Origin of the sequence: Nocardioides sp. S-1144, from assembly GCF_005954645.2 — a bacterium.
GTDB lineage: Bacteria > Actinomycetota > Actinomycetes > Propionibacteriales > Nocardioidaceae > Nocardioides > Nocardioides dongxiaopingii.
Genome location: NZ_CP040695.2, coordinates 1741440 through 1763792, shown reverse-complemented (window position 1 = coordinate 1763792; position 22353 = coordinate 1741440). Strand labels below are relative to the sequence as shown.

The following is a 22353-nucleotide window of genomic DNA, read 5'->3' as shown; positions in this document are numbered from 1 at the left end:
TCGTGGGTCAGGGCGCCAGCCACGTCCCGAAGGGCAGGTTGCGCGCCACGGTGAAGACCGCGAGCGCGACCAGCAGGAGCACCACCAGCGGCGTCGTCAGGGCCGACGCCGGGCGGTCCGTGCCGCGCCAGGCGTCGAGCGCCCAGCGGCCGAGCAGGAAGACCGCGACCGGGATCATCGCGACGAGCAGGACGTTGCTCGAGGCGGCGTCCAGGAACCGGCCGTGGGTCAGGTCGTTGACGGCGCGCAGGCCGCCGCAGCCGGGGCACGCGAACCCCAGCGCGGCGCTGGGGCAGGCCCCCCAGGAGCCCTGGGCGTGCGGGTCGCGCAGCGCCAGCGCGACCGTGGCGGCCGCGAGGCCGCCGATCGTCGCGGCCGGCCAGAGGACCTGCCGGGTGCGGGTCGCGAGCACCGGGTCGACCGTCTGCGGGTCGACGGTCAGTGGGTCGACTCGTGGTAGCCGAGCTTGGCCATCACCACGAACAGGACGCCGGCGACGACGTTGAGGCCCACGCCGACCCAGAACACCGCGTAGTTGATCGGGGAGAGCATCAGGCCCGCGCCGCCGACCACGAACCCGACCAGGGCGACCACGACCGCCGTCCACGCAGCGGGGGTGTTGCCGTGGTTGTCAGACATGCAGGGCTCCTCGGTCGTGCGTACGGGCGGTACCCCGATCCTAGTGGCCCCGCTCCTCACCCGGGGAGTCGGCCGTCCCGTCGGCCGTCTCGTCGGCTGGGAGGTCGGCCGGGAGGTCGGTCGGGTCGCGTCCGTCGTCCATCGCCCTCCAGAGGTCGAGGCTGGCCTGCTCGGCGTCGTCGGACGGCGGCGCGGCGGTCGCCTCGACGGGCGAGTCGTAGCGACGGCCCATCTCCGGCCACCGCCCGACCCCGCGCACGGCGAGCACCGACGTCGCCACGGCCAGGACGCCGGCGAGGACGCCGAGGTGGGCCCAGGCGGTGCGGCCCACGTCGAGGTCGAGGGTCGGGAGGTCCTGGGCGACCTCGTCGGGACGCACGAGCCACGACGCCACCGCGAACCCGAGGACGGCGAGCGCGGCGACCAGCCCGAGCCACGCCACGGCGCGACGGAACCGGCCGCGGGTGACCAGCACGACGCCCCACGACGCCAGCAGCACCAGCGCGGTCGCGGTGACCGGCGGCGCGGTGAGGTCGACGCCGCCGGTACTGGCGAAGGCCAGGTCGCCCGAGCCGCCGTCGTCGAGCGAGACCCAGTCGCGGGCCCCGACGACCGCGGCGGCGCCCCCGGCGACCAGGCCGCCGAGCACGACGACGCCGAAGCGGGAGCGCTCAGCCACGCAGGAGCCCGGCGTCGAAGCAGGTGCGGTCGCCGGTGTGGCAGGCCGCGCCGACCTGGTCGACGCTGACCAACACGGTGTCGCCGTCGCAGTCGAGCCGGACCTCCTTGACGTGCTGCACGTGCCCGGAGGTGTCGCCCTTGACCCAGTACTCCTGGCGCGAGCGGCTCCAGTACGTCGCCCGCCCGGTGGTCAGGGTGCGGTGCAGCGCCTCGTCGTCCATCCAGCCGAGCATCAGCACCTCACCGGTGTCGTGCTGCTGGGCCACGGCCGCGACCAGCCCGCGTCCGGAGTCGTCGGGGGTGCGCTTGAGGCGGGCGGCGATGGCGGGGTCCAGCGAGGTCACGGGTCCAGTATCGCGGGCGGCCGGGCGGCCTCGACGACGGCCGCCGACTGCCGGGCGATCTCGAGCTCCTCGGCGGTCGGCACCACCCACACCGCCACGCGCGAGGCGTCGGTGGAGATCCGCCGCTCGGCGGGGCCGGACTCGTTGCGGGCGGCGTCCAGCTCGATGCCGAGACCCTCCAGCCCGGCGAGCGCGGCGGCCCGGACCGGTGCCGAGTTCTCACCGACCCCCGCGGTGAACGCGATCGCGTCGGCGCCGCCGAGCACCGCGAGGTAGGCACCGATGGTGGAGCGCAGCCGGTGGGCCAGCACCTCGAGCGCCTCGACGGCGTGGTCGTCGCCGGCCCCGGCCGCCCGGACGACGTCGCGCAGGTCGCCGGTGCCGGTGAGCCCGAGCAGGCCGGAGCGCTGGTTGAGCAGCCGGTCGAGGTCGTCGATGCTCATCCCGGCCACCCGGTGCAGGTGGATGAGGACGCCGGGGTCGACGTCGCCCGAGCGGGTGCCCATCACGAGCCCGGCGAGCGGCGTCAGGCCCATCGACGTCTCGACCGACCGGCCGCCGTCGACCGCGCACGCGCTGGCGCCGTTGCCCAGGTGCAGCACGACGGTGCGGGTCTGCTCGAGCGGCCGGCCGAGGAGCTCGGCGGTGCGACGGGCGACGAACTGGTGGCTGGTGCCGTGGAAGCCGTACTTGCGCACCTGGTGCTCGTCGGCGACGGCCCGGTCGATCGCGTAGCGCCACGCCGCGCGCGGCAGGGTGCGGTGGAAGGCGGTGTCGAAGACGGCCACGTGCGGCAGCGTCGGGAACGCCGCCCGCGCGGCGGTGATGCCGAGGAGGTTGGCGGGGTTGTGCAGCGGGGCCAGCGGGGCGACGTCGGTGATGGCGGCGACGACGTCGTCGTCGATCACGACGGCGGCGTCGAACCGGTCACCACCCTGGACGACCCGGTGGCCGACGGCGACGACCTGCGCGTCGTCGAGGGCCGGGCCGTGCTCGGCGAAGGCGGCGAGCACGTGGGCGAAGGCCGCCTCGTGGTCGCCGGCCTCCACCTCCCGCTCCGAGCGGACGTCGCCGGCGACGTGCCGGGCCGGGCTGCGTGCCTCGCCGATCCGCTCGACGAGCCCGCTGGCCAGGGCGGCACCCGACGCCACGTCGACGAGCTGGTACTTCAGGCTCGACGAGCCGGCGTTGACGACGAAGACGCTGCTCACGCCGGCGTCCCCGGGGTCTGGGCCCGTGACTGGGCCGGTGCCTGGGCCTGGGCCTGGATGGCGGTGATGGCCACGGTGTTGACGATGTCGGCCACCAGCGCGCCGCGGGAGAGGTCGTTGACCGGCTTGTTCAGCCCCTGCAGCACCGGTCCGATGGCGAGCGCGCCCGCGGAGCGCTGCACCGCCTTGTAGGTGTTGTTGCCGGTGTTCAGGTCCGGGAAGACGAAGACCGTCGCGCGGCCGGCGACCTCGCTGTCGGGCATCTTGGCCGCGGCCACGGTCGGGTCGGCCGCGGCGTCGTACTGGATCGGGCCCTCGACCGCCAGCTCGGGCGCCCGCTCGCGGACCAGCCGCGTCGCCTCGCGCACCTTGTCGACGTCGGCGCCGGCGCCGGACTCCCCCGTCGAGTACGACAGCATCGCGACCCGCGGCTCGATGTCGAAGTCGAGCGCGGTGCGGGCCGAGGAGATCGCGATGTCGGCCAGCTCGGTCGCCGTCGGCTCCGGCACGACGGCGCAGTCGCCGTAGACCAGCACCCGGTCCGCCAGCGCCATCAGGAACACCGAGGAGACGACCGAGACGCCGGGCTTGGTCTTCACCACCTCGAACGAGGGGCGGATGGTGTGGGCGGTGGTGTGGGCGGCGCCGGAGACCATCCCGTCGGCGTCGCCGAGGTGCACCATCATGGTGCCGAAGTAGGACACGTCGGTGACCCGCTCCCAGGCCTCCTCGAACGTCGTCCCCTTGTGCGCGCGGGCGGCGCGGTAGGCCTCGGCGTAGCGGTGCCGCAGCGTCTCGTCGGTGGTCGCGACGACGGTGGCGTCGGTCAGGTCGAGACCGAGCTGGGCCGCGCGGCCGCGCACCGCCGTCTCGTCGCCGAGGACCGTCAGCCGGGCGACGCCCCGCTGCAGGATCGTGGAGGCGGCGCGCAGGACCCGGTCGTCGTCGCCCTCGGGCAGCACGATGTGGCGGACGTCGGCGCGGGCCCGCTCGATGAGCCCCTGCTCGAACATCAGCGGCGTCACGACGTCGGAGTGCTGGAGCTGGAGGACGTCGAGCAGCCGGTCGACCTCGACGTGCTTCTCGAAGACCGCCAGGGCGGTGTCGCGCTTGCGCTGCGTGCCGGTCGAGAGCATGCCGCGGGTGCCCGCGACGCGCCGCGCGGTCTCGTAGGTGCCGTGCGGCGAGCGCCCGATCGGCATCGCGACGTCGAGGCCGTCGATCAGTCGCTGCACCGGTGGGGCCAGGTCGAAGCCGCCGTTGAGGATGATCCCGGCCACCGTCGGGAACCCCTCCGAGCGCTGCGCCAGGAGGGTGGCCACCACGACGTCGGACCGGTCGCCGGGGACGACCACGATGCCGCCGTCGATGAGCCGGTCGAGGACGTGGTCCATCGACATGCCGGCCACCACCGTGCCGAGCGACTCCCGCTCGAGCAGCGCGGGGTCGCCGCCGACGAGCTCGGCGTCGGTGGCCTCGAAGAGCTGGTGCACGGTCGGCGCCGACAGGATCGGGTCCTCCGGGATCGCCCACACCGGGACGTCGGCGAGGCCGGTGATCTCGGTCGCCGGCACGTCGCTGCGGTTGACGACGACCGCGGCCAGGTGGGCGTGGGCGGTGCGCAGCTCGGGCAGGGTCACGTCCGCGAGCTGGTGCAGGTCGCCCGCCGTCCGCACGGCGCCGGTCTCGGGGTCGCGCCCCCCGAGCACGAGCACCACGGGCGCGCCGAGGTTCGCCGCCACCCGGGCGTTGAAGCCCAGCTCGGCCGGGCTGCCGACGTCGGTGTAGTCGGTGCCGACGACCACGATGGCGTCGAAGCGGTCCTCCAGGGCGTGGAAGCGCGTCACGATCGTGCCGAGCGCCGCGTCGGCGTCCTCGTGGACGGCCTCGTACGTCGTCCCGACCGCCTCGTCGTAGTCGAGGTCGACCGCGTCGTGCCTCAGCAGCAGCTCGAGCACGCTGTCGCGCGCCACGCTCGAGCGCGACACCGGCCGGAACACCCCGACCCTGCCCACCCGCCGGCTCAACGCGTCCACCAGCCCGAGCGCCACGATCGACTTGCCGGCGTGCCCCTCGGGCGACGCGATCATCATCCTGGAGCTCACCCCCGCCAGCGTAGTGGGAGCCGAGTCGGCGCTCGCGCTCAGCACGAACGCCGACTCGGCGGGATCCCACTTCACCTCTGCGCCGACTCGGCGGGATCCGACTTGACCTCCGCGCCGACTCGGCGGGGGTCAGGACTGCTGGGCGACCCAGCTGCGGTGCAGGCCGGCGTAGACGCTGCCGGGCTCGGCGACGAGGACGGCGTGCGGGCCGCGCTGGACGACGCGGCCGCGGTCGACGACGACGACCTCGTCGGCGTTCTCGGCGGTCGAGAGGCGGTGGGCGATCGTGACGCTGGTGCGGCCGGACATGAGCCGCTCGAGGGCGCGCCCGATCCGCATCTCGAGCTGGGGGTCGACGGCGCTGGTGGCCTCGTCGAGGACGAGCAGGTCGGGGTCGGCCAGGTGGGCGCGCAGGAGGGCGACGAGCTGGCGCTCCCCTGCCGACAGCGACTCACCGCGCTGCCCGACCCGGGTGTCGAGGCCGGCGGGCAGGCCGGCGAGCCAGTCGCCGAGGCCGAGCTCCTCGGCACTGGCGCGGACGTCGTCCTCGGTGGCGTCGAGCTTGCCGTAGCGGACGTTGGCGGTGATGGTGTCGTCGAAGAGGAAGCCCTCCTGCGGCACGAGCACGACGCTCGAGCGCAGCGATGCCTGCCCGACGTCGCGGACGTCGATCCCGTCGAGCAGGACGGCACCGCTGCTGGGGTCCATCAGCCGGGTGAGCAGCTTGGCGAAGGTGGACTTGCCGGAGCCGGTCTCGCCGACGATCGCGACGCGGCGTCCGGCGTCGATGTCGAGGGTCACGTCGCGCAGCACCGGCGGGCCGCCCGGGTAGGCGAACCCGACGTCGGCGAAGTGGACGTCGATCGGCCCGCGCGGCAGCACGTGGCCGTCCTCGCCGGGGTCGACGAGGTCGGCGGGGGTGTCGAGGATGCCGATGACGCGCCGCCAGCCGGCGATCGCGTTCTGGGCGTCGGTGAGGATCTGGGTGCCCATCTGGACCGGTCCGACGAAGAGGGTGACGAGGAAGGCGAAGGCGAGCACCTCGCCGGCGGTGATGTTGCCGGCGCTCCAGAACCGGCCCTGGCCGAGCCAGATGCCGACGACGAGCACACCGGCGTTCGCGAGGCCGGCGGACAGCCCGCCCAGCGAGAACGAGACGGCGGTGAAGCCCTGCGCGCGGGTGCTGGCGCGCTGGTGGATCGCGACGGCCTCGTCGATGCGGGCCTGGGTGCGGGCCTCGACGGCGTAGGACTTCACGACGGCCGCGCCGACGACCGGCTCGGAGATCGCCGAGAGCATCGACCCGACCTGGCGGCGGACCAGGCTGTAGGCGTCGGACAGCTTGCGCTGAAAGTAGCGCAGCGACAGGAACAGCGGCGCGAAGCAGACCCAGACCACGAGCGCGAGCTGCCAGGAGTAGAAGAGCATCACGAGGGTCGCGATCAGGACCTGGCCGATGCTGATGACGAAGAGCAGCCCGCCGAAGACGAGGAACTGGCTGACCTGGTCGACGTCGCTGGTGACGCGCGAGACGAGCGCGCCGCGGCGCTCGGTGTTCTGGGTGAGCAGCGGCAGGTCGTGCACGTGGCGGAACGCCTTGACCCGCAGGGTCGCCAGGCCGTGCTCGGCGACGGTGAAGAGCCGCGTCGTCATCAGGTAGGACGCGACGCTGGTGACCACCACCGCGAGCCCGGCGAGCACCCCCATCAGGACGGTGTAGGAGAGGTCCGGGCCGTCGGGGCCGTTGAGCCCGCGGTCGAGGGTCTGCTGCACGGCGATCGGGACGACGACCTGCCCGACCGAGGCGAGGACGGCGAGCGCCAGCGTGCCGCGGATGCCGTGGGTCAGCTCGGGTGAGTGCCGGATGCCGCGCCGGATCGTCTCGATCGCCCCGAGCTCCTCCCCGGTGGTCATCGAGGTGCCGGACGCCGACGCCCCCCGGGCCGCACCCGCCGGGCCACCCGTGTCGCCCGTGCTCCCGCCCGTGGTCCCGCCCGTGGGCTCGCCGGCGGTGTCGGTGTCGGTGGTGCTCATCGGGCGGCCTCCTCGGTCTCGCGCTCCTGCTCGTAGGCGTTGACCAGGCGCGCGTAGGCCGGCGACCGGTCGAGCAGCTCGCGGTGCGTGCCCCGGTCGGCGATCCGGCCGTCCTCGAGGTGCAGGACCTCGTCGGCCAGGCCGATGGTGGCCTTGCGGTAGGCCACCACGACCAGCGTGGTGTCGTGGCGGCCGTCGGGACCGCCGTTCTTGAGGCCGGCGAGGATCCGGGCCTCGACCTCGGGGTCGACCGCCGAGGTGGCGTCGTCGAGGATCAGCAGGCGCGGACGCCGGACCAGCGCCCGGGCCAGCGACAGCCGCTGGCGCTGGCCGCCGGAGAGCGACGTGCCGCGCTCGCCGAGGCGGGCGGAGAGCCCGTCGGGCAGGGCGGCGACGAAGCCGTCGGCCTGGGCCACCCGCAGGGCCGCCCACACCTCCTCGTCGCTGACGTCGGCGCCGAGCGCGACGTTGCCGCGGACGGTGTCGTCGAAGAGGAACGGCGTCTGCGGGACGATCGAGACGGCGTCGGCGAGCGCGCCGCGGGCCAGGTCGCGGACGTCGACCCCGTCGACGAGCACGGCGCCGCCGTCGGGGTCGACCAGGCGGGTCAGCAGCGTGGTGAGCGTGCTCTTGCCCGAGGCGGTCGCCCCGACCAGGGCGACCGTGCGGCCGGGGTCGACGGTGAAGGACAGGTCGTGCAGCAGCGGCTGCGCGGGGGTGTGGGCGTAGGCGAGGTCGGAGACCTCGAGCCGGGCTCCCCCGCCCCCGGGCGGGGCCGGGACGACCGCCTCGCCGTAGGGCATCTCGCCGGTGGCGCGCAGCACGGCGTCGACGCGGCGGAAGCCGACCACGCTGCGGGGGAACTCGCCCAGCAGCCAGCCGATGGAGCGGATCGGGAAGGAGACGATCGTGAGCAGGTAGGCGACGGTGACCACGTCGCCGGGGTCGGTGGCGCCGCTGGTGACGCGCTGGACGCCGACGGCGAGCACGACGAGGACGCCGACGTTGGGCAGCGCCGCGAGCACCGGGTCGAAGGCGGCGCGGATCCGGCCGACGCGGATGTTGACGTCGCGCAGCTCGCGGGCCTTGCGGGCGAACCGCTCGGTCTCCTCGACCTCGCGGCCCAGGGTCTTGACGACCATCGCCCCGTCGAAGGACTCGTGCGCGATCTCGCTGACCTCGGCGCGCAGCTGCTGGGCGCGGGTGGCCCAGCCCTGGGCGCGGGACTGGTAGACGATGTTGGTGGCGATGACGGCCGGGAAGACCAGCAGGCCGACGGTGGCCAGGACGACGTCGGCGAAGAACATCTGGCCGACGGCGATCACCATCATCGCGAGGGTGCCGACCGCCATCGGCAGCGGCGCGATCGGTCCCCACGCGGCCTCGACGTCGGCGTTGGCGTTGCTCAGCAGCTCACCGGTCGGGTGCTGCTGGTGCCACCGCATGGGCAGGGCCAGGTAGCGGCGGGTCACGTCGCGGCGGTAGCGGGCCTGCATCCGGTACTGCATGATCCCGGCGCCGAGACGGCGCGCGACGATGCCGACCGCGCGCAGGATGGCGACGCCCACGAAGAGGGCGAGCACCGCCCACAGCATGTCCGCGCCGATCTCGCCGTCGCGGAACGCCGGCAGCACGACGTGGTCGGTGGCCCACCCGAGCACCCAGGCGTCGGCGACGGTCAGCGCGCCGAAGAGCAGGCTCCCCACCGTGGAGAGGGTGAAGATCCACGGCTCCTGCTTGATCGCGACCCACAGGACCGCGAAGCCCGCGCTCGTCGAGCCGCGCCCGAGTCGGGACGGCGGTACGGCGGTGTCGGTCACGATTCTCCTGCGGTCGGGGTGCCGGGGCGCACAGCCTGCGGCAACCTCGGCCGGGCGGCGGCTATTCCTCGGTGGTGTCCGGGTTCAGGGTGCAACCTCGACCGCACCCGAGGTCAAGTCGGCGCCACCGGGCCGCCTCAGACCCGGCGCACGACGCGGGTGCTGAAGTGGAAGGTCTTGGTGGCGCCCCGGACCTGGGTGAGGAAGCCCGCGCTCTCCCGGAAGACGGTCCGCCCCTGTGGTGACCACGGGTCGGGCGGCGAGAAGGTCCGGGCGACCTCGAGCGCGGCCGCCTCGGCCGCCTCGACGTCGCCGTAGGTCTGGGGAAGCACGTCGAGCAGGGTCGACGGCTTCGCCTCCCCCTTGTTGGAGTACTCGACGACGACCTGCCAGGCCGCCTCCTCGCCGTCCGGTGCCGCTGCGGCGTCGTAGACCTCGTAGCTCATGGCCCCGACCCTAGGGGCCGGCACCGACGCGAGACGGGTGACCGGCCGACACGGTCGGCCGGCGGGTCGGGCGGGGTCCGCCCGGAGCCTCAGCGCACCGGGTGCCCGGCGGCGCCGAGCGCGCCCTTGACGTCGCCGATCCGCAGCGTGCCGAAGTGGAAGACCGTCGCGGCCAGGACGGCGTCGGCGCCGGCGTCGACCGCGGGGGCGAAGTGGTCGACGGCACCGGCGCCGCCGGAGGCGATGACCGGGACCGAGACGGCGGCCCGGACCATGCGGATCAGCTCGAGGTCAAAACCGTCCTGGGTGCCGTCGGCGTCCATCGCGTTGAGCAGGATCTCGCCGGCGCCCAGCTCGGCCGCGCGCGCGGCCCACGCGACGGCGTCCAGGCCGGCCGACCGGCGCCCGCCGTGCGTGGTGACCTCGAAGCCGGAGTCGGTGCGGTCCTCGTCACCGGCGACGCGGCGGGCGTCGACCGAGAGCACCAGCACCTGGTTGCCGAAGCGGTCGGCGATCTCGGCGACCAGCTCGGGGCGCCGGATCGCCGCGGTGTTGACGGCGACCTTGTCGGCGCCCGCGCGCAGCAACCGGTCGACGTCCTGGACCGAGGAGATGCCGCCGCCCACGGTCAGCGGGATGAAGACCTCCTCGGCGGTGCGGGAGACGATGTCCATCGTGGTCGCCCGGCCCTCGTGGGAGGCGGAGATGTCGAGGAAGGTCAGCTCGTCGGCGCCCTCGGCGTCGTAGCTGCGGGCGAGCTCGACGGGGTCGCCGGCGTCGCGCAGGTCGAGGAAGTTGATGCCCTTGACGACCCGGCCCGCGTCGACGTCGAGGCAGGGGATGACGCGGACGGCCAGGCTCACGACGGCGTCCCGCCGGCGCGCTCGGGCAGGGTGAGGGCCAGCGCGTCCTCGAGGGTGAAGCGGCCCTCGTAGAGGGCGGTGCCGGCGATCGCGCCCTCCACCCCGACCTCCACCAGCCCCATCAGGGCCCGGACGTCGTCGAGCGTGGTGACGCCGCCGGAGGCGATGACCGGGCGGTCGGTGGCCGCGCACACGTCCTGCAGCAGCTGGAGGTTCGGGCCGGCGAGCATGCCGTCCTTGTTGACGTCGGTGACGACGTAGCGCGCACAGCCCTCGGCGTCGAGGCGGGCCAGCACCTCGTAGAGGTCGCCGCCCTCCCGGGTCCAGCCGCGCGCGGCGAGGGTGCGGCCCCGCACGTCGAGGCCGATCGCGATCCGGTCGCCGTGCTCGGCGATGATCCGGGCGCACCACTCCGGCTGCTCCAGCGCCGCGGTGCCGATGTTGACCCGGCGGCACCCCGTGGCGAGCGCGGCGGCGAGCGACTCGTCGTCGCGGATGCCGCCGCTCATCTCCACGTCGATGTCGAGGGTGCCGACGATCTCGGCCTGCAGCTCGCGGTTGCTCCCCCGGCCGAAGGCGGCGTCGAGGTCGACCAGGTGCAGCCACTCGGAGCCGGCGTCCTGCCAGCGCAGGGCGGCGGCCACCGGGTCGCCGTAGGCGCGCTCGGAGCCGGCGACGCCCTGGGCGAGCTGGACGGCGCGGCCCTCGGTGATGTCGACGGCGGGCAGCAGCTGGAGGTAGTCGCTCATGGGGTGGTTCTCACTTCCGGGTGATCAGGGCGGCGGCGATGGGGCCGACGAGGAGGCAGAGCAGCAGGAACAGTGCCCGCGGCTCCCACGAGCTGGTGCCGAGGAAGACCAGCACGTTGAGGCAGACGACGCCGGCGACGACGAGCCCGGTGGCCTGGCGCCGGCGGGCGGCCAGGGTGCCGCTCTGGCCGGCTGCCGGGGTCGGGACCAGGCGGGTGAGCGTGGCCCGCCGCGCCTCGCGACGGCGTCGCCTCTCGGCCTCGGCGGCCCGGACGGCGGCCGCGGCGGCGAGCTCCTGCTCACGGGCCTCGCGGCGTCGGGCCCGCTCCTTGCTCACAGGCTCAGCACCCAGTTCCGCAGCAGCGCGGCCCCGGCGTCGCCCGACTTCTCGGGGTGGAACTGGGTCGCGCTCAGGGGACCGTTCTCGACGGCCGCCACGAACCGGTCGCCGCGCTGCTCGCTCGGCCCGGTCTCGGCCCAGGTGACCAGCGGTGCCCGGGTGTGCCCGGTCGTGACGAGGTCCCAGGTGCGGGCGGCGTAGGAGTGGACGAAGTAGAACCGCTCGTCCTCGATGCCGGCGAACAGGGTGGTGCCCTCCGGCACGTCGACGGTGTTCCAGCCCATGTGCGGGACGACGTCGGCCTCGAGCCGCGAGACCGTGCCGGGCCACTCGTCGCACCCGGCGGTCTCGACGCCGTGCTCGACGCCGCGCTCGAAGAGGACCTGCATGCCCACGCAGATGCCGAGCACCGGGCGGCCACCGGCGAGGCGGCGCCCGATGAGCCGGTCGCCCTTGATCTCGCGCAGCCCGGCCATGCAGGCCGCGTACGCGCCGACACCGGGGACCAGCAGCCCGTCGGCGTCCAGGGCGGTCGCGAAGTCGCCGGTCAGGGTGACGTCGGCGCCGGCGCGCTCGACCGCGCGCACGACGGAGCGGAGGTTGCCCGAGCCGTAGTCGAGGACGACGACGGAGGGCTGGCTCACAGCGCGCCCTTGGTCGAGGGGATGCCCGTCTCGCGCGGGTCGATCGCGACGGCGTCGCGGAACGCGCGGGCGAACGCCTTGAACTGCGTCTCCACGATGTGGTGCGGCTCGCGACCGGCCAGCACCCGCACGTGCAGGGCGAGGTGGCCGTGGAACGCGATGGTCTCGAAGACGTGGCGCGTCAGCGAGCCGAGGTAGGCGACGCTGCCGGGGACGCCGCCGCCGAGGGCGACGTACTGCTGGCCCTCGGGCTCGCCGGTGTGCACGCAGTAGGGCCGCCCGGACACGTCGACGACGGCCTGGACGAGCGCCTCGTCGAGCGGCACGGTGGCGTCGCCGAAGCGGCGGATGCCGGACTTGTCGCCGAGGGCCTGGCGCAGGGCCTGGCCGAGCGCGATGGCGGTGTCCTCGACGGTGTGGTGGCCGTCGATGTGGACGTCGCCCTCGGTGCGCGCGACGAGGTCGACCAGGCTGTGGCGGGCGAACGCGGTGAGCATGTGGTCGTAGAACCCGACGCCGGTGGAGATGTCGTGTCGGCCCGAGCCGTCGAGGTCGACCTCGACGAGCACCTTCGACTCGCTGGTCTGGCGCTCGATGCGTGCGGTGCGGGTCATGCGATCTCCTTCAGGGCCCTGGTGAGGGCGTGCTTGAACGACGTCATCTCCTCGGCGGTGCCGACCGAGACCCGGAGCCAGCCGTCGGGGCCAGTCTCGCGGATCAGCACCCCCTGGTCGAGCAGGGCCTGCCACACCGCGTGCCGGTCGGCGAAGGTCCCGAACAGCACGAAGTTCGCGTCGGACTCCGCGACGTCGAGCCCCTGATCGCGCAGCCACCCGACGGTGGCGTCGCGCTCGGTGCGCAGGTCGTCGACGCGGCCGAGCAGCTCGGGGGCGTGCCTCAGCGCGGCCAGCGCGACGGCCTGGGTGACCGCCGAGAGGTGGTACGGGAGCCGGACGACGCGGATGGCGTCGCAGATCTCCGCGGCGGCGGCGAGGTAGCCGAGGCGGGCGCCGGCGAGCGCGAAGGCCTTGCTCATCGTGCGCGACACGACGAGGTTGCGGTGCACCGGCAGCAGCTCGAGGGCGCTCTGGGTGCCGGCGCGCCGGAACTCGCCGTAGGCCTCGTCGACCACGACCACTCCCCCGTCGCCGACGGCCTCGCACAGCGCGGTGACGGCCTCGGGCGGCAGCGCGGTGCCGGTGGGGTTGTTGGGCGAGGGCAGCAGGACGACCGAGGGCCGCTCGGCCTCGACGAGCGCGCGGGCGGCGTCGAGGTCGAGGCTGAAGTCGCTCTCGCGGCGTCCGGTCAGCCAGCGGGTGTGGGTGTCGCGGGCGTACTCGGGATACATCGAGTACGTCGGCGCGAAGCTGATCGCGGTCCGCCCGGGTCCGCCGAAGGCCTGCAGGAGCTGCAGCATGACCTCGTTGGAGCCGTTGGCCGCCCAGACCTGCTCCGGCCCGATGGGCACCCCGCCGCTGTCGCCCGACAGGTAGGCGGCCAGCGCGGCCCGGAGGTCGGTGAGCTCGCGGTCGGGGTAGCGGTTCAGCGACGTCGTCGCCTGCGCCACCGCGGTCGCGACGTCCGCGACGACCGCGGCCGACGGCGGGTACGGGTTCTCGTTGACGTTGAGCTGGACCGGCGCCAGGGCGGCGGAGAGCTGGGGAGCGCCGTACGGCTCGATGCCGCGCAGCTCCTCCCGGATCGGCGGGAAGGTCATGGCTGCTCGTCGGCCGCGACGTCGGCGAACCGGACCCGCACGGCCTGGCCGTGCCCGGGCAGGTCCTCGGCCTCGGCGAGGGTGACCACGTGGTCGGCGACCTCGGCGAGCGCCTCGCGGCTGTAGTCGACGACGTGCACGGACTTGAGGAACGCACGCACCGAGAGGCCCGAGGAGTGGCAGGCACAACCGCCGGTGGGCAGCACGTGGTTGGAGCCGGCGCAGTAGTCGCCGAGGCTCACCGGGGCGTGCGGACCGACGAAGATCGCGCCGGCGTTGCGCACCCGCGCGGCCCAGGCGGCGGCGTCGGCGGTCTGGATCTCGAGGTGCTCGGCGCCGTAGGCGTTGACGACGTCGAGGCCCTGCTCGAGGTCGTCGACCAGGACGACGCCCGACTGCGCGCCGGCGAGCGCGGTGCGGATCCGCTCGACGTGCTTGGTGGCCGGCACCTGCACCTCGAGCTCGGCGGCGACCGCGGCGGCCAGGGTCTCCGACGGCGTCACGAGCACCGCGGCCGCGAGGGGGTCGTGCTCGGCCTGGCTGACCAGGTCGGCGGCGACGTGCGCGGGCACGGCGGTGTCGTCGGCGAGCACGACGATCTCGGTCGGCCCGGCCTCCGAGTCGATGCCGACCAGGCCCTTGAGGATCCGCTTGGCGGTGACGACGTAGATGTTGCCGGGACCGGTGACCAGGTCGACGCGGCGGCACGGTCCGGTGCCGTGGGCGAACATCGCGATCGCCTGCGCGCCCCCGACGGCGTAGACCTCGTCGATGCCGAGCAGCGCGCAGGCGGCCAGGATGGTGGGGTGCGGGAGGCCGCCGTGGTCGCGCTGCGGCGGGCTGGCCAGCGCGATCGAGCCGACGCCCGCTGTCTGGGCCGGGACGACGTTCATCAGCACGCTCGACACGAGCGGCGCCAGGCCGCCGGGCACGTAGAGGCCGACGCGGTCGACCGGGATCTTGCGGTGGGTGACGGTGGCGCCGGGTCCGAGCTCGGTGGTGACGTCGTGCTCGAGCTCGCGGGCGCAGGTGGCGCGCAGCCGCCGGATCGACTCCTCCAGCCCGGCGCGGATGTCGGGGTCGAGGGTCTCCAGCGCGGCGCTGATGGTGGCGGCCGGGACGCGGATGTCGTCGTCGGCGGTGCCGCCGTCGAAGCGCGCGTTGAGCTCGAGGATGGCCTCGAGCCCGCGGGTGCGGACGGCCTCGCAGATGTCGTGGACGGCCGGGATCGCCGCCTCGACGTCGAAGTCCGCGCGCGGCACGGCGGCGCGGTAGTCGACGGGAGTGCCGGAGGCGAGAACTCCACGGAGGTCGATGCGGCGGATCATGGCTCGATTCTAGGCGGGGCGCCCGCCGCGCCCGGACGCGGTGGCGCTGGGTGGGCGCTGGGTGGGCGCTGCGTGGGCGCCGGGTGGCCCGCAGGGGTGGCCGGGGCCCGTTAGGTTGGGCACGTGACCGAGCAGCTGCCGATGTTCCCACTGAACGCGGTGCTGTTCCCGGGGCTCAGCGTGCCGCTGCACGTCTTCGAGGACCGCTACCGCGCCCTGGTCCACCACCTGCTCCGGATCGAGGACCCCACCGAGCGGCTCTTCGGCTCCGTCGGTGTCCGCGAGGGCTACGAGGTCGGCGACCACGGAGCGCAGTCGCTGTTCCGGGTCGGCTGCAAGGCGCTGCTCACCGAGATCGAGGCGCACGCCGACGGCACCTTCGACGTGGTCGCCGTCGGGCTGGAGCGGATCCAGCTCGACCGCCTCGACACCACCGGCCCGTTCCCGGTCGGCCACGTCGAGGAGCTCCCGGAGCCCACCTCCGACGTCGCCCCCGAGATCCTCGACCGGGCGCGGTCGACGTTCACCGCCTACCGCCAGGCGCTGTCGGAGATCCGCGCCGACCCCTACGAGGGCATGCTGCCGCGCGACGCGTCCTACCTGTCGTGGACGCTGGCCGCGTGCGCGCCGCTGCCCCTGCACGACCGGCAGGCGCTCCTCGAGGCCGACGACGCCGGCGAGCGCCTCGTGCTGGTCACCGACCTGCTGCGCTCCGAGCTGCGCGCGATGAACGTCATCCCCTCGCTGCCGGCCACGGAGGTGGCCCGGACCCGCTGGTCGCCGAACTGATGGCCGGGCGCAAGGGCGCCGGCAGCGGCGCCACCCCGGCCACCGTCGCCCTGGCGGCGGCCGGCATCGGCTTCGTCCTGCGCGAGTACCACCACGACCCGCGCGCGGGGTCCTACGGGCTGGAGGCCGCCGAGGCGCTCGGCGTCGACCCGGCACGGGTCTACAAGACGCTGCTGGCCGACGTCGACGGCCGGCTCGTGGTGGGCGTCGTCCCGGTGACCGGGCAACTTGACCTCAAGGCCCTGGCCCGCGTGGCCGGGGGCCGCAAGGCCCAGATGGCCGACCCGGCGGCGGCCGAGCGCGCCACCGGCTACGTCGTCGGCGGCATCTCCCCGATCGGGCAGAAGCGCTCTCACCTCACCGTCGTCGACGCCGGCGCCCTCGACCACGACACCGTCCTGGTCTCCGGCGGCCGCCGGGGGCTCGACCTCGAGCTCGCCCCGGCCGACCTGGTCGCCGTCACCGGCGCGACCACGGCCCCGATCGGCCGGAGCTGAGGAACCGGCCGGCGCCTCAGTCGACGGTGATCCGCAGCAGGCTGTGCGCGACGTCGTCGTCGACCCAGGCCGACAGGCCGGCGGCGCTGAGCGGCTCGACGTTGGCGGCGACCTCGTCGTCGCCCTCCGCGAGCCGGTCGAGCCAGGAGCCGGCGTCGAAGTTCACGAAGAGCACCGCCGCGGCGTCGTCGGACTCGGGGATGACGTCCCGGTAGGCGTCGGTGTCGCCGAGGTCGCCGTCGCCGAGGAGGGAGTCGACGTAGTCGGCGGAGAACCCGGCGGCGACGTGGTCGCCGTCGCCGCGGTGCTCGACCCCGGCCGCGGCGGCGTCGAGCTGCTCCAGGAGCGACTCGATCCGGTCGGTGTCGCCCCGGACCTTGATCCCGACCGGCAGGCCGGTCGGGTCGGGCATCCCCGCGACCTCGGTGAGGTCGATGTCGCCGCCCACCGCCAGGGCGGCCGACTCTCCGAGCAGCGCCTCGGCGTCCTCGGGCAGCTGGAGGCCGGTCTCCTGCTCGATCGTCGCAATCAGCTCGTCGACGTCGAGCAGGCCGCCGCTGCCCGCGGCCATGCCGCCGACGAAGGAGTCGAACCAGCCCTCCTCGAACCCGAGGCCGAGGGCCATCGCGGTGTCGTCGGGCAGCGTCGCCACGACGTCGCCGCCGCGCTCGGACGCCGGGAGGGTGTCGAGGCCGCTGACGGCGGCACCGGTCGCCGCCTCGACCTCGAGGCCGCCGTCGTCGAAGCGCACCTTGAGGGCCATCCCCTGGAAGTCCTCGAGCTGCTCGCGCAGCGCGGACGCCGCGGCGTCGGGCTCGGGCACCTCGACGTCACCGCACGGCGGCACGACGGGGTCGACGTCGGTCCCGGGGTCGACCGAGGCGCCCGGCGCGGGCGCGGGACAGCTGGGCACCGCCGCGGCCAGGCCGCCGAACGACCCGACCGCCTCGGCCAGCAGGGGTCCGGCCGCGGGTGCGGCGTAGGCGGTGAGGATGCCCTCGTCGCCGGCGGCGTCGGTCCACCGCTGGAAGTCGTCGTCGTCGGACAGCGGCGCGTCGGTGGCGGCGTCGGTGACCTCCTGGGCGAGCTCGTCGGTCTCGGCGAGCACGACCCAGTCACCCTGGACGGCCCAGCCGCCCAGGTCGTCGCCACCCTCGGCGAGGCAGCCCAGCAGCTTCTCGAGGCCCTCCTCGGCGGCGTCGGCGTCGGTCACCTGCAGGACGCCGACGGGCGTCACGTCGTCGGGGTCGACGTCGCCGCCCCCGTCACCGAGGTCGACGGCGGCCATCGCGAACCGGTCGCCGAGCCACGGCTCAATGTCGTCGGCGTAGTCGATGTCGGGGCAGACCCCCTCCTCGCGCTGGACCAGCTCGACCAGGCTCTGGCGCAGGTCGTCGTCGCGGTCGACGTCGACGTTCTCCTCGAACGCCGGGAACTTCTCGAGGGCGTCGAGCGCGGCCAGCTTCTGCTTGCCGCTGGGGTCGAGGTCGACGCTCACGTAGGCGACCGTGCTCGCCGGCAGCGCCTCGGCCGGCTGCGGGCCGGTGGCGAGGTAGGCGCTCCACGCGAAGTAGCCGCCCGTGCCGACCGCGGCGATCCCGGCGATCGCGCCGCCCGCGATGACCGCGCGCCGGCGGCCGGCGGGGCGACGCGCGCCGTCCGCCGGCGACGACGGGACGGGGCCGGAGGACCGGCCGCTGTCGAGGAACTCCGGCGGACCCGAGGGCGGCGGACCCACCGGGGGGCCGGACGGCGGGCCCACGGGGGGACCGGACGGAGGGAGCTGGCTGGACATGAGGCGACCCGCTTTCAGGCACGGTGGGGCGTCGGGCCGGCGCACGGGGCGCCTGACGCGACATTCTCGTCTACGACGGGTGTCTACCCGCGGTGGTTCCGCCCGAATCGCGCGGCGAGGTGAGGAAGTAGGTGAAGGTCAGGCCCACGAGCGCGGCGAGGGGCCAGGCCACGAACGGGCTGGGCCCGTCGATCCCGAGGCTGCCGGTGAGCATGGTGCCGTCGGCGGCGGACGCCGCGGCCGAGCCCGGGTCGGGCGGTCCGAGCGCGAGGCCGAGCCGGTAGCTGACGACCCCGGCCAGCACGGCACCGACGGCCACGAAGGCCAGGGTGGCCAGCTCGGAGCGACGGCACAGCAGCGCGGCCGCGGTGCCGACCACGAGGCCACCGACCAGGCCGAGGACCACGAAGGTGCCGATGACGCCGAAGCCGTGTCCCAGGCTGTCGAAGTCGCCCACGAAGAAGTCACCCTCGATCCGGTACCCGAGGCGCCACCTGCCCTCGAACACGACCCCCTCGGGCGGGGTGACCCACCGCTCCCAGAGCCACCCGACGACCGCGCCGGCCAGCGCGAAGACCGCGAGCACCAGCGCACCCTCGACCGCGATGCCGCGCCACGGCACGGGCGTCCGCGGGCCGGGGTGCGAGGGCGGCGCCGGGATCCGGGGCGCGGGCAGGTCGGTGGTCACCCGGTCAGACAACCCGGTCCGAGGAGCTGCTTCAAGTCGGCGAACAGCGCCGGGGTCGGGGTGACCCGCAGCCGGTCGTCGAGGCGCATCAGCTTCGTCGACTGCCGCGACAGCAGCTTCAGCCGCACCTCGGTCATGCCGGGGTGGGTGCCGAGGACGTCGCGCAGCTGCTCGATGACCGGGGCGGTGCAGCGCGTCGACGGCAGGCTGATCGTCACCGGTCCGCTGGGACCCTCGGAGAGGTCGGGCACCGAGATCTCCTGCCCGTGGATCTCGGGCTGGTCCTTGCTCTTGGAGAGCCGGCCCTTGACGGTGACGATCGCGTCCTCGACCAGGTGCGGGCTCGCCAGCTGGTAGGCGCTGGGGAAGAGCAGCACGTCGATGGCGCCGTCGAGGTCCTCCAGGGTGATCATCGCCCAGGCGTCGCCGCGCTTGGTGATCTTGCGCTGGACCGAGGTGATCAGGCCGCTGATGGTGATGGGCGATCCGTCGGAGCGCTCCTCGTCGAGCATCAGCTGCCCGATCGTGCAGTCGGTGCCGGTGGACAGCACGTGCTCGAGACCGAGCAGCGGGTGGTCGGAGACGTAGAGCCCGAGCATGTCGCGCTCGTGGCCGAGCAGGGTCATCTTGTCCCACTCGTCGATCTCGGGGACGACGACGGTGATGCCGAAGCCCCCGCCGCCCTCGTCGTCGTCGAGCCCGGCGAACAGCGAGTCCTGGCCGATCGCCTCGTTGCGCTTGATGTCGACGTACTGGTCGACGGCGGTCTCGTGGATGGCGACCAGCGCCTTGCGCTTGAGCTTCATCTCGTCGAACGCGCCGGCCTTGATCAGCGACTCCAGGACCCGCTTGTTGCAGACCAGGGCCGGGACCTTGCCCATGAAGTCGTTGAAGTCGGCGTAGCGCCCCTTCTCCTCGCGCCCGGCCACGATGCCGTCGACGACGTTCGCGCCGACGTTGCGGACCGCGGTGAGGCCGAAGCGGATGTCGCGCCCGACCGGGGTGAAGTTGGCCGAGGACTCGTTGACGTCGGGCGGGAGCACCTGGATCTTCATCCGCCGGCACTCGTTGAGGTAGATCGCGGACTTGTCCTTGTCGTCGCGCGTCGAGGTCAGCAGCGCGGCCATGTACTCGGCCGGGTAGTTGGCCTTGAGGTAGGCCGTCCAGTAGGAGACCATCCCGTACGCCGCCGAGTGCGCCTTGTTGAAGGCGTAGTCGGAGAACGGCAGCAGGATGTCCCACAGGGTCTTGATCGCGGCGCCGGAGTAGCCGTTGGCGGTCATGCCGGCCGAGAAGCCGGCGAACTGCTTGTCCAGCTCCTCCTTCTTCTTCTTGCCCATCGCGCGACGCAGGATGTCGGCCTGGCCCAGCGTGTAGCCCGCGAGCTTCTGCGCGATCGCCATCACCTGCTCCTGGTACACGATCAGGCCGTAGGTCTCGCCGAGCACGTCCTCGAGGGCGTCCTTCAGCTCGGGGTGGATCGCCTCGACCGGCTCGCGACCGGTCTTGCGGCGCGCGTACTTGTTGTGCGAGTCGGCGCCCATCGGCCCCGGCCGGTAGAGCGCGCCGACGGCCGAGATGTCCTCGAAGGTGTCGGGCCGCATCGAGCGGAGCAGGGCGCGCATCGGGCCGCCGTCGAGCTGGAAGACGCCGAGGGTGTCGCCGCGCTGGAGCAGCGCGTAGGTGGCCTCGTCGGTGAGCTCGAGGTCCTCCAGGACGATGGTCTCGCCGCGGTTGGCCTGGATGTTCTTCACCGCGTCGTCGAGGACGGTGAGGTTGCGCAGCCCCAGGAAGTCCATCTTGATGAGCCCGAGGCTCTCGCAGGTCGGGTAGTCGAACTGCGTGATCATGGCGCCGTCGGAGGGCCGCTTGAGCATCGGGATGATGTCGAGCAGCGGCTCGCTGGACATGATCACGCCGGCCGCGTGCACGCCCCACTGCCGCTTGAGGCCCTCGATGCCCATCGCGGTGTCGACGACCCGCTTGACGTCGTTGTCGCCGTCGTAGAGGGCGCGGAACTCGCCGCCCTCGCCGTAGCGCTTGTGCTCGGGGTTGAAGATCTCCTGCAGCGGGACGTCCTTGCCCATCACCGCCGCCGGCATGGCCTTGGTGATCCGGTCGCCCATCGCGAAGGGGTAGGCCAGGATCCGGCTGGAGTCCTTGACGGCCTGCTTGGCCTTGATGGTGCCGTAGGTGACGATGTAGGAGACGCGCTCGTCGCCGTACTTGTCGGTGACGTAGCGGATCACCTCCCCGCGCCGGCGCTCGTCGAAGTCGATGTCGAAGTCGGGCATCGAGACGCGGTCGGGGTTGAGGAACCGCTCGAAGATCAGGCCGTGGACGAGCGGGTCGAGGTCGGTGATCCGCATCGCGTAGGCGACCATCGAGCCGGCACCGGAGCCGCGGCCGGGGCCGACCCGGATGCCGTTCTTCTTGGCCCAGTTGATGAAGTCGGCGACGACGAGGAAGTAGCCGGAGAAGCCCATCCGGGTGATGACGTCGATCTCGAACTCGGCCTGCTTGCGCGAGGCCTCCGGGACGCCGTTCGGGTAGCGCACGGCGAGCCCGGTCTCGACCTCCTTGACCAGCCAGGAGTCCTCGTTCTCCCCCGGCGGGCACGGGAACTTCGGCATGAAGGTGCCGCTGCCCTCGGTGAAGGCGACGTCGCAGCGCTCGGCGATGAGCAGGGTGTTGTCGCACGCCTCGGGCAGGTCGCGCCACAGGTGGCGCATCTCCTCGGCCGTCTTGAGGTAGTAGCCGTCGCCGGAGAACGCGAAGCGCTGCCCCGGCCCGTCGCCGGCCGGGATGTCCATCGTCGACCCGGAGTTGATGCACAGGAGGTGCTCCTGCGACAGCGCGTCCTCCTTGTTGACGTAGTGGGAGTCGTTGGTCGCCAGCAGCGGGATCTGCAGGTCCTTGGCGAGGCGGAGCAGGCCGTCGCGGACCCGCTTCTCGATGTCGAGCCCGTGGTCCATCAGCTCGAGGAAGTAGTTCTCCTTGCCGAGGATGTCCTGGAAGTCGGCCGCGGTCTGGCGGGCGGCGTCGTAGGCGTCGTGGCGCAGGTGCACCTGGACCTCGCCCGAGGGGCACCCGGTCGTGCCGATCAGGCCGGCGCCGTGCTGGGAGAGCAGCTCGCGGTCCATGCGCGGGTGCTGGAAGAAGCCGTCGCGCCACGCCCCGGTGGAGAGCCGGAACAGGTTGTGCATGCCCTGCGTCGACTCCGAGAGCAGCGTCATGTGGGTGTAGGCGCCCCGGCTCGAGACGTCGTCGGGTCCGCCGCCGTAGAAGTTGACGCGCTTGCGCTCGTGCCGGCTGATGTTGGGGGTGAAGTAGGCCTCGATGCCGATGATCGGCTTGACCCCGGCGCTCTTGGCCTTCTTGTAGAACTCGAAGGCGCCGAAGACGTTGCCGTGGTCGGTCATCGCGACCGCCGGCATGCCGAGCTCGGCGGCCCGCTCGGTCAGGGCACCGAGCCGCGCCGCGCCGTCGAGCATCGAGTACTCGGTGTGGACGTGCAGGTGGACGAAGGAGTCCTGGCTCGAGCCGTTCGACATCGGGTGGGGCGCTCCTCAGGGAAGGATCGTGGACTGTCGTGCGGGCGCGGCGGACCGGCCGTGGACGGTGGTGCTGACAGGCCGGCGGGGGAAGAGCGTCGATCCTGAG

21 protein-coding genes are annotated in these 22353 nt (G+C 73.6%); 2 read left to right on the top strand and 19 right to left on the bottom strand.

The window, feature by feature from the left end; translation table 11 throughout:
* Nucleotides 1–7: 7 nt before the first annotated feature.
* The 16 genes from FE634_RS08335 to hisD form a co-directional block, all read right to left on the bottom strand.
* The gene (locus FE634_RS08335) at nt 8–412 is read right to left on the bottom strand and encodes a DUF2752 domain-containing protein (RefSeq protein WP_187366859.1); all 405 of its coding nucleotides are present in this window, start codon (nt 410–412) and stop codon (nt 8–10) included.
* A 26-nt stretch (nt 413–438) separates the two neighbouring features.
* Complete coding sequence (locus FE634_RS20970) at nt 439–639, bottom strand: HGxxPAAW family protein (protein WP_170981428.1); 201 nt, start codon at nt 637–639, stop codon at nt 439–441.
* A 40-nt stretch (nt 640–679) separates the two neighbouring features.
* A complete protein-coding gene (locus tag FE634_RS08330) occupies nt 680–1318 on the bottom strand; it encodes a Trp biosynthesis-associated membrane protein (protein ID WP_138875608.1) in 639 nt (212 codons plus the stop codon).
* Nucleotides 1311–1664, bottom strand: coding sequence for a phosphoribosyl-AMP cyclohydrolase (gene hisI / locus FE634_RS08325; protein WP_137292200.1), 354 nt, complete (start codon nt 1662–1664; stop codon nt 1311–1313). Before hisI ends, FE634_RS08330 begins: the two co-directional genes overlap by 8 nt.
* Nucleotides 1661–2875 (bottom strand): acetate/propionate family kinase, encoded by a 1215-nt coding sequence (locus FE634_RS08320; protein WP_138875607.1) that lies wholly within the window; start codon nt 2873–2875, stop codon nt 1661–1663. Before FE634_RS08320 ends, hisI begins: the two co-directional genes overlap by 4 nt.
* On the bottom strand, nt 2872–4980 hold the full coding sequence (gene pta, locus FE634_RS08315) for a phosphate acetyltransferase (protein ID WP_137292202.1): 2109 nt from the start codon (nt 4978–4980) through the stop codon (nt 2872–2874). Before pta ends, FE634_RS08320 begins: the two co-directional genes overlap by 4 nt.
* Before the next feature lie 129 nt (nt 4981–5109).
* A complete protein-coding gene (locus FE634_RS08310) occupies nt 5110–7014 on the bottom strand; it encodes an ABC transporter ATP-binding protein (protein WP_316043826.1) in 1905 nt (634 codons plus the stop codon).
* Complete coding sequence (locus FE634_RS08305; RefSeq protein WP_138875606.1) at nt 7011–8834, bottom strand: ABC transporter ATP-binding protein; 1824 nt, start codon at nt 8832–8834, stop codon at nt 7011–7013. The genes FE634_RS08310 and FE634_RS08305 overlap by 4 nt, the downstream gene beginning before the upstream one ends.
* 137 nt (nt 8835–8971) lie before the next feature.
* Nucleotides 8972–9280: a hypothetical protein gene (locus FE634_RS08300; RefSeq protein ID WP_137292204.1), complete on the bottom strand. Its 309-nt coding sequence runs from the start codon at nt 9278–9280 to the stop codon at nt 8972–8974.
* An 89-nt stretch (nt 9281–9369) separates the two neighbouring features.
* The gene (hisF, locus tag FE634_RS08295) at nt 9370–10143 is read right to left on the bottom strand and encodes an imidazole glycerol phosphate synthase subunit HisF (RefSeq protein WP_148240506.1); all 774 of its coding nucleotides are present in this window, start codon (nt 10141–10143) and stop codon (nt 9370–9372) included.
* Complete coding sequence (gene priA, locus FE634_RS08290) at nt 10140–10892, bottom strand: bifunctional 1-(5-phosphoribosyl)-5-((5-phosphoribosylamino)methylideneamino)imidazole-4-carboxamide isomerase/phosphoribosylanthranilate isomerase PriA (protein WP_137292206.1); 753 nt, start codon at nt 10890–10892, stop codon at nt 10140–10142. The genes hisF and priA overlap by 4 nt, the downstream gene beginning before the upstream one ends.
* A gap of 10 nt (nt 10893–10902) precedes the next feature.
* On the bottom strand, nt 10903–11229 hold the full coding sequence (locus FE634_RS08285; RefSeq protein ID WP_137292207.1) for a hypothetical protein: 327 nt from the start codon (nt 11227–11229) through the stop codon (nt 10903–10905).
* Nucleotides 11226–11876, bottom strand: coding sequence for an imidazole glycerol phosphate synthase subunit HisH (gene hisH, locus FE634_RS08280; RefSeq protein WP_148240505.1), 651 nt, complete (start codon nt 11874–11876; stop codon nt 11226–11228). The genes FE634_RS08285 and hisH overlap by 4 nt, the downstream gene beginning before the upstream one ends.
* Nucleotides 11873–12490 (bottom strand): imidazoleglycerol-phosphate dehydratase HisB, encoded by a 618-nt coding sequence (gene hisB, locus FE634_RS08275; RefSeq protein WP_134766370.1) that lies wholly within the window; start codon nt 12488–12490, stop codon nt 11873–11875. The genes hisH and hisB overlap by 4 nt, the downstream gene beginning before the upstream one ends.
* A complete protein-coding gene (locus tag FE634_RS08270; RefSeq protein WP_148240504.1) occupies nt 12487–13593 on the bottom strand; it encodes a histidinol-phosphate transaminase in 1107 nt (368 codons plus the stop codon). The genes hisB and FE634_RS08270 overlap by 4 nt, the downstream gene beginning before the upstream one ends.
* Nucleotides 13590–14921 carry a histidinol dehydrogenase gene (gene hisD, locus FE634_RS08265; protein ID WP_137292211.1) on the bottom strand — a complete coding sequence of 444 codons (1332 nt, stop codon included), beginning with the start codon at nt 14919–14921 and terminating at the stop codon, nt 13590–13592. Before hisD ends, FE634_RS08270 begins: the two co-directional genes overlap by 4 nt.
* Nucleotides 14922–15044: 123 nt before the next feature.
* On the opposite strand from hisD, the gene FE634_RS08260 reads away from it, so the two are divergent.
* Both FE634_RS08260 and ybaK read left to right on the top strand, forming a co-directional pair.
* Nucleotides 15045–15710, top strand: a complete 666-nt coding sequence (locus FE634_RS08260) for an LON peptidase substrate-binding domain-containing protein (RefSeq protein WP_137292212.1) — start codon at nt 15045–15047, stop codon at nt 15708–15710.
* Complete coding sequence (gene ybaK / locus FE634_RS08255) at nt 15710–16207, top strand: Cys-tRNA(Pro) deacylase (protein WP_138875604.1); 498 nt, start codon at nt 15710–15712, stop codon at nt 16205–16207. Before FE634_RS08260 ends, ybaK begins: the two co-directional genes overlap by 1 nt.
* Before the next feature lie 16 nt (nt 16208–16223).
* Here the strand turns inward: ybaK and FE634_RS08250 are convergent, their stop codons facing one another.
* The 3 genes from FE634_RS08250 to dnaE all read right to left on the bottom strand — a co-directional run bounded on the left by FE634_RS08250 (nt 16224) and on the right by dnaE (nt 22244).
* Nucleotides 16224–17945: a DUF3352 domain-containing protein gene (locus tag FE634_RS08250; protein WP_187366858.1), complete on the bottom strand. Its 1722-nt coding sequence runs from the start codon at nt 17943–17945 to the stop codon at nt 16224–16226.
* A gap of 127 nt (nt 17946–18072) precedes the next feature.
* Nucleotides 18073–18690 carry a hypothetical protein gene (locus FE634_RS08245; protein WP_137292215.1) on the bottom strand — a complete coding sequence of 206 codons (618 nt, stop codon included), beginning with the start codon at nt 18688–18690 and terminating at the stop codon, nt 18073–18075.
* Nucleotides 18687–22244 carry a DNA polymerase III subunit alpha gene (dnaE, locus tag FE634_RS08240; protein WP_138875602.1) on the bottom strand — a complete coding sequence of 1186 codons (3558 nt, stop codon included), beginning with the start codon at nt 22242–22244 and terminating at the stop codon, nt 18687–18689. Before dnaE ends, FE634_RS08245 begins: the two co-directional genes overlap by 4 nt.
* Between the last annotated feature and the right edge of the window lie 109 nt (nt 22245–22353).

What these genes read in the sequence shown, in the direction of transcription:
- FE634_RS20970 (WP_170981428.1), bottom strand. Translation starts at nt 639, where the DNA reads ATGTCTGACAACCACGGCAACACCCCCGCTGCGTGGACGGCGGTCGTG.
- FE634_RS08310 (WP_316043826.1), bottom strand. Translation starts at nt 7,014, where the DNA reads ATGAGCACCACCGACACCGACACCGCCGGCGAGCCCACGGGCGGGACC.
- FE634_RS08300 (WP_137292204.1), bottom strand. Translation starts at nt 9,280, where the DNA reads ATGAGCTACGAGGTCTACGACGCCGCAGCGGCACCGGACGGCGAGGAG.
- priA (WP_137292206.1), bottom strand. Translation starts at nt 10,892, where the DNA reads ATGAGCGACTACCTCCAGCTGCTGCCCGCCGTCGACATCACCGAGGGC.
- hisB (WP_134766370.1), bottom strand. Translation starts at nt 12,490, where the DNA reads ATGACCCGCACCGCACGCATCGAGCGCCAGACCAGCGAGTCGAAGGTG.
- FE634_RS08270 (WP_148240504.1), bottom strand. Translation starts at nt 13,593, where the DNA reads ATGACCTTCCCGCCGATCCGGGAGGAGCTGCGCGGCATCGAGCCGTAC.
- hisD (WP_137292211.1), bottom strand. Translation starts at nt 14,921, where the DNA reads ATGATCCGCCGCATCGACCTCCGTGGAGTTCTCGCCTCCGGCACTCCC.
- ybaK (WP_138875604.1), top strand. Translation starts at nt 15,710, where the DNA reads ATGGCCGGGCGCAAGGGCGCCGGCAGCGGCGCCACCCCGGCCACCGTC.
- dnaE (WP_138875602.1), bottom strand. Translation starts at nt 22,244, where the DNA reads ATGTCGAACGGCTCGAGCCAGGACTCCTTCGTCCACCTGCACGTCCAC.